Annotated in this window: 12 protein-coding genes; 5 read left to right on the top strand and 7 right to left on the bottom strand. The window is 69.6% G+C overall.

The features are described 5' to 3' along the window. The first annotated feature begins 36 nt into the window (after positions 1 to 36). Positions 37 to 1,029 (top strand): DMT family transporter, encoded by a 993-nt coding sequence (locus HIR79_RS06845; protein ID WP_169957760.1) that lies wholly within the window; start codon positions 37 to 39, stop codon positions 1,027 to 1,029. Between the two features lie 30 nt (positions 1,030 to 1,059). Further along, positions 1,060 to 1,485 (top strand): VOC family protein, encoded by a 426-nt coding sequence (locus tag HIR79_RS06840; RefSeq protein ID WP_169957759.1) that lies wholly within the window; start codon positions 1,060 to 1,062, stop codon positions 1,483 to 1,485. 88 nt (positions 1,486 to 1,573) lie between these two features. Here HIR79_RS06840 and HIR79_RS06835 read toward each other — a convergent pair whose 3' ends face one another. From HIR79_RS06835 to HIR79_RS06805, 7 genes are all read right to left on the bottom strand, one after another. Further along, the gene (locus HIR79_RS06835; RefSeq protein WP_169957758.1) at positions 1,574 to 2,347 is read right to left on the bottom strand and encodes an enoyl-CoA hydratase-related protein; all 774 of its coding nucleotides are present in this window, start codon (positions 2,345 to 2,347) and stop codon (positions 1,574 to 1,576) included. A 128-nt stretch (positions 2,348 to 2,475) separates the two neighbouring features. Next, positions 2,476 to 3,456 carry an acrylyl-CoA reductase (NADPH) gene (gene acuI / locus HIR79_RS06830; protein ID WP_169957757.1) on the bottom strand — a complete coding sequence of 327 codons (981 nt, stop codon included), beginning with the start codon at positions 3,454 to 3,456 and terminating at the stop codon, positions 2,476 to 2,478. Positions 3,457 to 3,487: 31 nt separating this feature from the next. Further along, entirely contained in the window at positions 3,488 to 4,336 is an 849-nt protein-coding gene (locus HIR79_RS06825) for a 3-hydroxybutyryl-CoA dehydrogenase (protein WP_169957756.1), read from the bottom strand. A 36-nt stretch (positions 4,337 to 4,372) separates the two neighbouring features. Then, positions 4,373 to 6,004 (bottom strand): acyl-CoA synthetase, encoded by a 1,632-nt coding sequence (locus HIR79_RS06820; RefSeq protein WP_169957755.1) that lies wholly within the window; start codon positions 6,002 to 6,004, stop codon positions 4,373 to 4,375. Positions 6,005 to 6,084: 80 nt separating this feature from the next. Continuing rightward, entirely contained in the window at positions 6,085 to 7,878 is a 1,794-nt protein-coding gene (locus HIR79_RS06815; RefSeq protein ID WP_169957754.1) for an acyl-CoA dehydrogenase, read from the bottom strand. Between the two features lie 97 nt (positions 7,879 to 7,975). Continuing rightward, positions 7,976 to 9,397, bottom strand: a complete 1,422-nt coding sequence (locus HIR79_RS06810; RefSeq protein ID WP_169957753.1) for an MFS transporter — start codon at positions 9,395 to 9,397, stop codon at positions 7,976 to 7,978. Between the two features lie 243 nt (positions 9,398 to 9,640). Next, a complete protein-coding gene (locus HIR79_RS06805; RefSeq protein WP_169957752.1) occupies positions 9,641 to 10,276 on the bottom strand; it encodes a class I SAM-dependent methyltransferase in 636 nt (211 codons plus the stop codon). 60 nt (positions 10,277 to 10,336) lie between these two features. On the opposite strand from HIR79_RS06805, the gene HIR79_RS06800 reads away from it, so the two are divergent. From HIR79_RS06800 to HIR79_RS06790, 3 genes are all read left to right on the top strand, one after another. Beyond that, on the top strand, positions 10,337 to 10,744 hold the full coding sequence (locus HIR79_RS06800) for a VOC family protein (protein ID WP_110068314.1): 408 nt from the start codon (positions 10,337 to 10,339) through the stop codon (positions 10,742 to 10,744). Between the two features lie 82 nt (positions 10,745 to 10,826). Beyond that, positions 10,827 to 11,231: a DUF4870 family protein gene (locus HIR79_RS06795; RefSeq protein ID WP_110068315.1), complete on the top strand. Its 405-nt coding sequence runs from the start codon at positions 10,827 to 10,829 to the stop codon at positions 11,229 to 11,231. A gap of 11 nt (positions 11,232 to 11,242) precedes the next feature. Further along, entirely contained in the window at positions 11,243 to 12,172 is a 930-nt protein-coding gene (locus HIR79_RS06790; RefSeq protein WP_169957751.1) for a lysophospholipid acyltransferase family protein, read from the top strand. Positions 12,173 to 12,181 lie beyond the last annotated feature (9 nt).

Here is a 12,181-nt window from a genome sequence, read left to right as displayed (position 1 = left end):
TTTCCCGCGAACGATATCGCCATCCAAGGAACCGGTATGTCACCCGCCGACACCCTGCGCCTGCTGCTGCTTTCCTCGCTGTGGGGGCTGTCGTTCATCTTCATGCGGGTGGCCGCCCCCGAGTTCGGCGCGGTCTCGCTGGTGCTGGTGCGCATGGGCGTGGGTGCCCTGCTGCTGGTGCCGCTGCTGCTCAGCCTCTACTACCTGCGCCTGGTCTGGCAGCACAAGGGCAGCCTGCTGCTGCTGGGCGTGATCAACCATGTGCTGCCCTTCTCGCTGCTGGCCCTGGCCACCACCCGCCTGGAGGCCGGCTTCACCTCGCTGATCAACGCCACCACGCCGATCTTCACCGCCCTGCTCGGCGCACTCTTCTTTACCGTGCCGATCCAGCGCCGCCAGTACCTGGGCCTGGCCCTGGCCCTCTTCGGGGTCTACGTGCTCTCGGCGGACCGCCTGGATTTCGCCCTGGGCGGCGACGGCTGGTTCATCCTGGCCGTGCTGGGCGCCACCTTCTGCTACGGCATCGCCGGCAACTATTCTCGCAACCACCTGTCCCACCTCCCGGCACGGGTGCTGGCGGCGGGCAGCTCGGCCATGTCGGCGCTGGTGCTGCTGGTGCCGGGCCTTCTGCTGTGGCCCAGCGAGCCGATCAGCGGCCAGGCCTGGGCCAACGCCCTGGCGCTGGCGGCGCTGAGCACCACCGCCGCCTTCTTGATCTACTTCGCCCTGCTGGCCAGCGCCGGGGCCACCGCCACCTCCACGGTGACCTTCCTGGTGCCGGTCAGCGCTCTGCTGTGGGGCTACCTGCTGCTGGGCGAGCGCCTGAGCCTGCAGATCCTGGCCGGCATGGCGATTACCCTGGCCGGCACCGCCGTCGCCACCGGCCTGCTGCGGCTGCGACGGCGCGCCCCGCCATCCCCCGCGACCGCGGCACAGCCGATGGCGGCAACCCTCGATGCAACACAGGCTGCAGCACCCGGGGCCACCCCCGATGACACCCCGCCCGACAACAACCACTCTCGACACTGATCATCCACGAGAGAACACCAGGAGAACCCCATGAGCCTTTCCCCCTTTCATCTGGCGATTCCCGTCCACGACCTGCCCGCGGCCCGCGCCTTCTACGGCGAGGTGTTCGGCCTGGAAGAGGGCCGCTCCAGCGAGCAGTGGGTCGACTTCGACTTCTTCGGCCACCAGCTGGTGATCCACGAGCACCCGAAGATGCCCTACCAGGAGCAGGCCAACACCAACGCGGTGGACGGCCACGACGTGCCGGTGCCCCACTTCGGGGTGGTGCTGGGCTGGGAGGAGTGGGAGAGCCTGGCCGAGCGGCTGCGCGCCCGAGGCACCGAGTTCGTGATCGAGCCCTACGTGCGCTTCAAGGGCCAGGTGGGCGAGCAGGCCACCATGTTCCTGCTCGATCCCTGCGGCAACGCCCTGGAGTTCAAGGCGTTCAAGGACATGAGCCAGCTGTTCGCCAAGTAGCACCAGCGGCGCAAGGCCTGCCAGACGCAGCGCGGCCGTGGCATCTCTGCCACGGCCGCGGTAGTCTCACCAGAAGGACACGCCAGGATCAGAAGTTCGGCTTGCGCTTCTCGACGAAGGCGCTCATGCCCTCGGTCTGCTCGTCGCCGGCGAAGCAGAAGGCGAACAGCGCGGTCTCCAGCGCCAGGGCGCTGTCGAGGTCCTGGTCCATGCCGTCGTGGATTGCCTGCTTGGAGGCGCGCACCGACTGCGGGCCGTTGCCGCCCAGCTGTTTGGTGAGCTCCTCGGCGTAGGCCTCGAGTTCCGCCTGGGGCATCACCCGGTTGACCAGGCCGATGCGCAGCGCCTCGGCGGCATCGATCTTGCGCCCGGTGGTGCAGAGGTCCAGGGCCATGGCCGGGCCGACCCGGCGCGGCAGGCGCTGGGTGCCGCCGAAGCCGGGGATCACGCCCAGCAGCACCTCGGGCTGGCCGAAGATGGCGTTGTCGCTGGCCACCGCCCAGTCGCAGGCCAGGGCCAGCTCGCAGCCGCCGCCCAGGCAGAAGCCGTTGACCAGCGCCACGGTGGGCACCGGCAGGGTCTCCAGCCGCTTGAGGGTGGCCAGTGCCTGACGGGCGAAGGCGCGGGCCTCCTCCGGCGTCTTGGTGCGCATCTCGGCGATGTCGGCACCGGCCACGAAGGACTTCTCGCCGGCGCCGGTGACCAGCACCGCGCGCAGGTCGTCGCGGGCCTCCAGCTCGGCCAGGACGCGCTCGAGCTCGTTCAGCACGGCGCTGTTCAGGGCGTTGAGCGCCTTGGGGCGATTGATGGTCAGGCGCACGATGCCGGCGTTGTCGAACACCTCGATCAGCTGCTCGCTCATGGGGGACTCCTTGGCTTGTTGTTCAGTGGATGGGGCAGTACGTGTTCAGGACGATAACGCCCAACCCTAGCGAACGCTTGGTTGGGCGGCAATCCCCTCTTTTGTCTGGCTCGGCCTGTCGGGCCGATTCAGGTCATGCTGACGACGACCCGGCCGCGCACGCGGCCGGCGAGCAGCGCCTCGGCCGTGTCGATAGCCTCGTCGAGGCCGATGGTGCGGGTGATGGTGTCCAGCTGGGCGCGGTCGAGCAGCTCGCCCAGCCGGCGCCAGGCCTCGAGGCGATCGGCCCGGGGCCGCATGACGCTGTCGATGCCCGCCAGCGTCACGCCACGCAGGATGAAGGGCGCGACCGTGGCCGGCAGGTCCATGCCCTGGGCGAGCCCGCAGGCCGCGACGCAGCCGCCATAGCGGGTGCCCGCCAGCACGTTGGCCAGGGTGTGGCTGCCCACCGAATCGATGGCGCCGGCCCAGCGCTCCTTGGCCAGCGGCCGGCCCGGCTCGGCGAGCTCGCTGCGGTCGAGGATCGCCTGGGCCCCCAGCCCCTTGAGGTAGGCCTCCTCCTCGGGCCGCCCGGTGGCGGCGATGACCCGATAGCCCAGCCGCGCGAGCAAGGCGATGGCGTAGCTGCCCACGCCGCCGCTGGCACCGGTCACCAGCACCTCCCCGTGGTCCGGCTCGAGCCCCTGACGCTCCAGCGCCATCACGGCGAGCATCGCCGTGTAGCCCGCGGTGCCGATGGCCATGGCCTGGCTGGCGGTGAAGGCCGAGGGCAGCGGGATCAGCCAGTCGCTCCTGAGGCGTGCCTTCTCGGCAAGCCCGCCCCAGTGGCCTTCCCCCACGCCCCAGCCGTTGAGCAGCACGCTGTCGCCCGGCTTGAACTCATCGGCGCTCGACGCCTCGACCGTCCCCGCCAGGTCGATCCCCGGCACCATGGGAAACTGCCGGACCACGGGGCCCTTGCCGGTGATGGCCAGGGCATCCTTGTAGTTGAGGGTGCTGCATTCCACCCGCACGGTGACGTCCCCCTCCGGGAGCCGTGACTCGTCCAGGGACTGGATGGTGACGCGCTGGGCGTCGTCCTGCTTCTCGATCACTATCGCCTTGAACATGGCTCACCTCGCGATGGTCATCTCGGTGGGTTTATTCGTAGACGTGGAAGCCGCGGCCGGTCTTGCGGCCCAGGTAGCCCGCGGCCACCATGCGCTTGAGCAGCGGGCAGGGGCGGTATTTCGGGTCGCCGAAGCCCTCCTGCAGCACCTCCATGATGGAGAGGCAGACATCCAGGCCGATCAGGTCGGCCAGGGCCAGCGGGCCCATGGGGTGGGCGGCGCCCAGCTTCATGGATTCGTCGATGTCCGCGGCGCTGGCCACGCCCTCCTGGAGCAGGAAGGCCGCCTCGTTGATCATCGGCACCAGCAGGCGGTTGACCGCGAAGCCCGGGGAGTCGGCGATGGCCACGGCGGTCTTGCCGAGCGACTCGGTCAGCGCCTCGATGCGCGCCACGGTGGCATCAGAGGTCTGCTCGGCGCGGATCACCTCGACGAGCTTGAGCACCGGCACCGGATTGAAGAAGTGCATGCCCACCACCCGCTCCGGGCGCTCGCACACCGCGGCGAGCCGGGTCAGCGACAGCGACGAGGTGTTGGAGGCCAGAATCGCGTCGTGGGTCAGGCGGCTCAGGTCGCGGAACAGCTTCTCCTTGAGGGCCGGCTGCTCGGGGGCCGCCTCGATGATCACCTCGCAGTCGCGCAGGGCGTCCAGCGCAGTGGAGGTGGCCAGGCGCGCCATGGCGGCCGCCTTGTCGGCCTCGGAGAGCTTCTCCTTGGCCACCAGCTTGCCCAGCCCCTTGTCGATACCGCCTCGGGCGCGTTCCAGCTGCTCGTCGGCCACGTCGTAGAGCTGCACGGCAAAGCCGCTCTGGACCAGCACCTGGGCGATGCCCTGGCCCATGGTGCCGGCGCCTACCACGCCGATCGCTTGCTCACTCATTGCACTCTCTCCTTGGTTGTTGTCAGGCCGGGGCGATCACTGCTTGCGGGCTTCGTCGCGCAGCACGAACTTCTGGATCTTGCCGGTGGAGGTCTTGGGCAGCTCGGTGAAGACCACCGTCTTCGGCGCCTTGAAGTGGGCCAGGCGCGCGCGGCAGTGATCAATGATGTCCTGCTCGGTCACCTCACCGTAGCCCACCTTGAGCTTGACGAAGGCGCAGGGGGTCTCGCCCCACTTCTCGTCGGGCTTGGCCACCACCGCGGCCTCCTCCACCGCCGGGTGCGCGTAGATGGCATCCTCCACCTCGATGGTGGAGATGTTCTCGCCGCCGGAGATGATGATGTCCTTGGAACGGTCCTTGATCTCGATGTAGCCGTCGGCATGCCACACGGCCAGGTCGCCGGTATGGTACCAGCCCCCCTCCATGGCCTGCTCGGTGGCCGCCGGGTTCTTCAGGTAGCCCTTCATCATGGTGTTGCCGCGCATCAGGATCTCGCCGATGGTCTGGCCATCCTTGGGCACCGGCTCCAGGGTGTTGGGGTCGGCCACGCAGAGCGCCTCGAGCATGTGGTAGCGCACCCCCTGGCGGGACTTGAGCTTCGCCCGCTCCTCGGCGGGCAGCTCGTTCCAGGCCTCGCGCCAGGCGCAGGAGGTGACCGGGCCGTAGACCTCGGTGAGGCCGTAGACGTGGGTCACGTCGATGCCGAGGCGCTCCACGCCGGCGATCACCGAGGCGGGCGGCGCGGCGCCGGCGGTGGTGACCTTCACCGGATGGCCGAAGTCGCGCTTCTGGTCATCCGGCAGGTTGACCAGGCCGTTGAGCACGATGGGGGCGCCGCTGAAGTGGGTGACCCCCTCGTCGGCGATCAGGTCCATGACCCGCTTCGCCTCGACCTTGCGCAGGCAGACGTTGGTGCCGGCGGCGGCGGCGATGGTCCAGGGGAAGCACCAGCCGTTGCAGTGGAACATCGGCAGGGTCCACAGATAGACCGGGTGGTGGGGCATCGCCCACACCAGGATGTTGCTGGTGGCGTTCAGGTAGGCCCCGCGGTGGTGGTAGACCACCCCCTTGGGCTTGCCGGTGGTGCCGGAGGTGTAGTTGAGCGAGATCGCCTGCCACTCGTCCTCGGGCAGCCGGTAGGCGTAGTCGGGATCGCCCTCGGCCAGCAGCGCCTCGTACTCCAGGGCGCCGATGGCCCGCCCCTGGGGCATGAACTCGGGGTCCGCCACGTCAATGATCAGCGGCTTGTCGTCGAGCGTCGCCACCGCCTCCTCGATGACATCGGCAAACTCGGGGTCGACCAGGATCGCCTTCGCCTCGCCGTGCTCGAGCATGTAGGCGATGGCCTCGGCGTCCAGACGGATGTTCAGGGTGTTGAGCACGAAGCCGGCCAGGGGCACGCCGAAGTGGGCCTCGAACATGGCCGGCACGTTGGGCAGCATGGCGGCCACCGTCTCGCCGGGCTTGACGCCACGCTTCGACAGCGCCGAGGCGAGCCGCCGGCAGCGCTCCCAGGTGGTCGCCCAGTCGCGGCGAATCTCGCCGTAGACCACCGCCGGATAGTCCGGGTAGACCGAGGCGGTGCGCTCGATGAAGGTCAGCGGTGACAGGGCCACATGATTGGCCGATGTCTTGGGCAGGCCCTGTTCGAAGATGCTCTGGCTCATGCTTGGCTCCGAGGAATGTCGTGATGCGATGTCATGAACGGCCGCCGCCGGCGCGGGGCCGGCGGCGGATCGATGCGAGATCAGTGGGCGGCGGCGTCGAACGCGGCGAGGCTCGCCATGCCGGCCTCGATCACCGCGCGCTGGGCGCGCCCCACCGGCAGCCACTGGCGGATGGCGTAGTCGGCGCTCTGCTGCTTGGCCTGGTAGAAGGGCTCGTCGCGGCCGGCGGCCACGGCCGCGCTGGCCTTGAGCGCCGCCAGGCCCATCTGCCAGGCGCAGAGCACGTGGCCGGCCAGGTTCAGGAAGGGGGTGGCGTAGGCCTGGACGGCATCGGCGCCCTGTTCCGGGTCGGCGCCCGCCTCGAGCACCGCGACCATGGCGGCGCGCAGGTCGGCGGCACCGCCGGCCAGGCTCTCGCCCAGGGCGGCGTGCTCGTCGCTGGCCTTGAGGGCGTCGGCGGTGGCCTCCACCTGGTCGATCAGGCCCTCGAGGGCCGCACCCCGGTCGCGCTGCAGCTTGCGCCCGGCCAGGTCCAGCGCCTGGATGCCATTGGTGCCCTCGTAGATGGGGGCAATGCGGGCGTCGCGCAGCAGCTGGGCGGCGCCGGTCTCCTCGATGAAGCCCATGCCGCCGTGCACCTGCACGCCGAGGGAGGCGATCTCCACGGCCTGGTCGGTGGAGAAGCTCTTGACCACCGGGATCAGCACCTCGACCCGGGCCTGGGCGGCGGCGCGCTCGGCGTCATCCTCGGCGTGGCGGGCCAGGTCGAGCTGGGCGGCGCAGTAGAGGGCCAGCGAGCGCAGGGCATCGGTGCGCGCCCGCATGGAGAGCAGCATGCGGCGCACGTCGAGGTGGTCGCTGATGGTGCAATCGCTGCGTCCGGAGCGCGGGCTGCGGCCCTGGGTGCGATCCAGGGCGTAGGCGAAGGCGTGCTGGCAGGCGCGCTCGGCCACGCCGATGCCCTGGATCCCCACCTTGTGGCGCGCCTCGTTCATCATGGTGAACATGTGGTTGAGGCCGCGGCCTTCCTCGCCCACCAGGTAGCCGATGGCGCCCTCCCCCTCGCCGAAGCTCAGGGTGCAGGTGGGGGAGCCGTGGATACCCAGCTTGTGCTCGATGGAGGCGCAGATGACGTCGTTGCGCTCGCCGAGCGAGCCGTCCGCATTGACCAGGAACTTCGGCACCAGGAACAGCGAGATGCCCTTGTTGCCCTCCGGAGCATCGGGCTTGCGGGCCAGCACCAGGTGGATGATGTTCTCGGCGGCGTCGTGCTCGCCCCAGGTGATGAAGATCTTCTGGCCGAACAGCCGGTAGCTGCCGTCTTCCTGGGGCACGGCGCGGGTACGCACCTTGGAGAGATCCGAGCCGGCCTGGGGCTCGGTGAGGTTCATGGTGCCGGTCCAGGTGCCCTCGACGAGCCTGGGCAGGTAGCGCTCCTTCAGCTCGTCGCTGCCGTGGTGGGCCAGGGCCTCGATGGCGCCGGCGGTGAGCATGGGGCAGAGCCCGAGGGCCATGTTGGCGCCGTGCAGCATCTCCTGGACCGAGCTTGCCACCACCTCGGGCAGCCCCTGGCCGCCCAGCGCCTCGGCCACGCCGATGCCGTTCCAGCCGCCCTCGGCGTAGGCCTGGTAGGCCTCGGCAAAGCCGTCGGGCAGGGTCACCCCGCCGTCGTCGCGGCGGGTGCAGCCCTGGCGGTCGCCGCTGGCGTTGAGCGGCGCCCATACCTCGCCGGCAAGCCTGGCGGCCTCCTCCAGCACCGCCTCCACCAGGTCGGGGCTGGCCTCCTCGAAGCCGGGCAGCGAGAGCGAGCCATGCTCGAGCAGCTCCTCCAGGACGAAGCGGATGTCGCGAACGGGGGCGGCAAAGGGGATCATCGAAGCACCTCGGGGAAAAATGATAACGGCGATAGTAGATTCCCTACTTTTCACCGACCATTATCCCAAGGTCTTACCCCGCCTCGCCCTCCGCGCCTCAGCTACGGGAGGGCAGCGGCTCGAGGCCGGGCAGCTCCTCCTGGGTGGGCTCGCTCCCCTGCCTGGCCTCGGCCTCGTCGAAGTAGGCCACATGGGACTCGTCGGCCGGCGGCGGGCCGACCAGAGGCTCGGCCACGTCCACTTCGGGGACCGCCCCGGAGAGGTCCTCCATGTGCTCGTGCTCGGCGGCCCCCTGCAACAGCTCCTCGGTGACCACCAGCTCGGCCCCTGCGGCGGACATCGGCGTGGTCGCATGGAAGGGCGCCACCGGCACCGGCGCCGGGCGTACGCTGCGCCGCCAGCCGAAGAAGGCCACCAGGAACAGGCCCAGGGCGCCGAAGCTCCAGAACAGCCCGGCATCGCCCAGGGCGGCCATCACCGGCGAGATCAGCGGCGGGCTGATCGCCGAGCCGATGGCGTTGATCAGCAGCAGACCCTGGCTCATGCGCACCAGGGCACCGGCGGGCGCCCGGTCGGCGGCGTGGCCCACCGCCACCGGATAGAGCGAGAAGACCCCGCCGCCGAGCAGGAACAGCAGCCCCGCCAGCAGCCAGGTGGACATCGGCAGCCACAGGATCGCCGCCGAGATCAGCGCACAGAAGCCACCGATGGCGATCAGCACGATCTGGCGATCATGGCGGTCCGACCAGCGCCCCACCGGGTACTGCAGCAGCAGGGCCCCGAGGATCACCACCGCCATCATCTGACCGACCCGGTCCACCGACAGGCCGACGCGCTGCAGGTAGAGCGGCAGCAGCGCATAGACCGCGGCCACCGCCAGCCCCGACCCGAAGCTGCCCATCACCCCGGTGGGGGTCAGGGTGATCAGGCGATGGGGCGGCAGCGGTTCGGCCTTCTCGATCAGCGGCGTGACCCGCGGGATCATCGCCATGGGCAGCACCGAGAGCGAGGCCAGCATGCCGATCACCATGAAGGAGGCCGCCCCGCCCATGGCCTCGGTGACGCCCAGCAGCAGCTGGCCGAGCACCCCGGCGGCATAGAGCGAGATCATGTAGAGCGCCAGCAGTCGTCCACGCACCTTCTGGTCGCCGGCGGTCAAGAGCCAGCTCTCGATCACCAGGAAGACCCCCACCGTGGCCCAGCCGCCGATGAAGCGCAGCACGAACCAGGCCCAGGGGTGGTCCACCAGCCCCTGCAGCAGCACCGTGACCGCCACCAGGGAGGCGAAGCTTCCATAGGCGCGGATATGGCCGATGCGCAACAGCAGGCGGTCGTTGAGCATGGCGCCCAGGGCCAGGCCGATGAAGTAGGCCGAGGAGACCCAGCCGATCACCACCGCCGACTCGCCCGCGGCATCCAGGCGCAGGGTGATCACGGTGGCCAGGAAGCCGTTACCGATGCCGAGGATGAAGAGACCGAGCAGCGGCGCCAGGGCCATGGTCAGCAGTTGCCGCGACATTGCATGCCTCACAGCGAAAGGAAAGACGGAAAGAGTGGCAGAAAACGGGACATATCGCCTGTCCGGCGGGCCGGAAGCGGCGCCTGAAGCGCCGGCAGGGTATCGAAGCGCGCGAATCATACGCCCGATTGGCGGCGAGTCAATCGCTTTCCCGACCCGGCATCAGCAAGGCGGAATTTTCTTCTGCCAGCTCCCCCCAGTTTGGCAATATCATCCGCCACACCCCCTCCCCCACCTCACGCCTCAGGGCTTCTGCAGCAGCACCACGTCGGCGGCGGGAAATTCCACGCTCATGCCGAGCTCATCGGCAAGCCACCGAAAGGTCGTCTCGCTGAAGAAGGCCACGTGAGTCGGGTCGAGGATGTAGTGCCAGCGGGCGAACGCCTCGCGATCGGTGGCCCGCTTGGTCATCAGCCCCAGCCAGCCGCCGGGACGCAGGCGTTGTGCCAGGCGCGCAAGCTCCTCCCCCGGTGCGAAGAGGTGCTCGACCACCTCGGTGGCGGTAATAAAGTCGTAGGCCTGTTCGAACACCCGGGGGTCGGGGGCGTAGAAAGGGTCGTAGACCGCCATGGGATGACCCGCCTCCTCGAACATCACCGAGAGGGTCGGCCCGGGGCCGGCGCCGAAGTCGAGCCCCCGGGCGCCGGGGGCGAGGCGCTCGCGCAGCGGGTCGGCGAGGCGCGACAGGAAGCGCCGGTAGCCGGGGTCCTCCGGGGAATTCTCGTGCTGGTCATAGACCGCCCGTTCCTCCTCAGGGCCAAGCCGGAAGGCCGGCGGCACGAACACCAGCGCGCAGCGCCGGCACTGGTGGTACTCGCGCCGCGCATCGCGATGGTAGAAGGCCGCGTCGCCAGATGCGCATAGCGGGCAGGTCGGCATCGTCGTATCCTCTGTGCCAGAACGTTCTTGCCACTCCAGGACAAGACCAAGGAGATGTGAATGCTGTCAGGTCTGGATCATCTGGTCATCACCGTGACCGACATTTCCCGCGCCGTGGACTTCTACTCCCGGGTGCTGGGGCTGGAGGTGCGCTATCGCGACCGCGAGCGCGTCGACCTGATCCTCGGCGACCTGGCCCTGCGCCTGCACTGGACCGCCACCGATATCGAGCCCAGGGCAGCGACCCCCACCCCCGGCAGCATCGATATCTGCCTGCGCAGCCTGCTGCCTCTGGACGAGGTGGCCCGCCACCTGGAGGCGCTGGAGGTGGAGGTGGAGCTCGGCCCGGTCGAGCGCCAGGGCGCCACCGGCCTGCTGGAGTCGGTCTACCTGCGCGACCCGGACGGCAACCTGATCGAGATCAGCCGCCCGCTGCGCCAGGCGGCCACCGAGGCCGCCGAGGGCTGAGCTCCCCGGCCGGCGCTGGCAATGCGTCTGCCGGTCGGTATCATGACGCCCCGAGATTCGATTCCACGGCCAGGGACGCCCCATGAGCGACAATTTCCAAAGTGACAGGCCCCGACAAGACCAAGTCCAGAACGACAATGTGATCATCGAACGGCGCGAGCCCCCCGACACCACCATGCCCATGGTGGTCTATGCCCTCTACCTGGTCAGCTTCGTGGTGGGCTTCACCTCGGTGATCGGCGTGGTGATCGCCTACGTCTACCGCGGCAAGGGACCGGGGTGGCTCGACGAGCACTACCGCTACCAGATCCGCACCTTCTGGATCGGCCTGCTCTACGCCACCATCGCCTCCATTCTGGTGCTGGTGGCCATCGGCATCCCGCTGCTGATCGCCCTGGCGGTGTGGCTGATCGTACGCTGTGTGAAGGGCTTCCGCGGCCTGCAGGAGAAGCGCGCGCCGGACAACGTGGACACCTGGCTGTTCTAGGCGACGCACCCATGGCCGACTCCCGCTCCCAGTCCAGTCCCCGTCAGGCCCGCGCCATCGCCGGGCTGTGGAAGAGCCTGGCCGGCCGCAGGCTGGCCACCCTGTGGTGCCTGTCGCGCCTCGCAGGCCCCCTGGTGCACAGCTTCAGCCGCCGCGAGCGCGAGGTCACCGAGATCAACCTGGGCGAGGTCTACCCGGCGCGCAGCACCGCCGAGCGCCGCCGCCTGGCCCGGGAAAGCCTGACCCACTCCACCGCCACCATGCTGGAGCTCGGCTTCGCCTGGATGGGCGACCCCGAGAGGGTCGAGGCCTCGATCCAGGCCGTGCACGGCCGCGAGCTGCTCGACGAGGCCCGCGCCGAGGGCCGCGGGGTGATCGTGCTGGCGCCGCACTTCGGCAACTGGGAGGTGCTCAACTTCTGGCTCTCCAGCCACTTCCCCTTCACCGCCATGTACGAGCCGCCGAAGATCGCCGAGCTAGACGCCGTGACCCGCGCCGGGCGCGAGCGCATGGGGGCGAGCCTGGTGCCCACCAACCCCAGGGGCGTCGCCGCCCTGCTCAAGGCGCTCAAGCGCTCCGAGGCGATCGGCATCCTGCCGGACCAGGAGCCCGACTGGGGCAGCGGCGTCTTCGCCCCCTTCTTCGGCCGTCCCGCCTACACCGCCACCCTGCTGCCCAAGCTGGTGGCGCGCACCGAGGCGCGGGTGGTGACCGGGGTCGCCCGGCGCATCCCCGGCCGCGGCTTCGAGCTCCACTTCCTCCCCGCCGACACGCGGGTCTACTCCCCGGACGAGGCCGAATCCGCCACCGGCGTCAACGCCTGCGTGGAAGCCGCCATCGCCCTGGACCCGGCTCAGTACCAGTGGGAGTACAAGCGCTACCGCAAGGTGGTCGAGGAGCAGCAGGGCCACCCCCGCCATCAGGAGTTCCGGCTCTACTGAGCGTCTGGT

The organism is Halomonas sp. PGE1, assembly GCF_013000985.1.
Lineage (GTDB): Bacteria > Pseudomonadota > Gammaproteobacteria > Pseudomonadales > Halomonadaceae > Halomonas > Halomonas alkalicola.
Note: the sequence above shows the minus strand (reverse complement) of the source record. Positions and strands in the feature narration are given on the sequence as shown.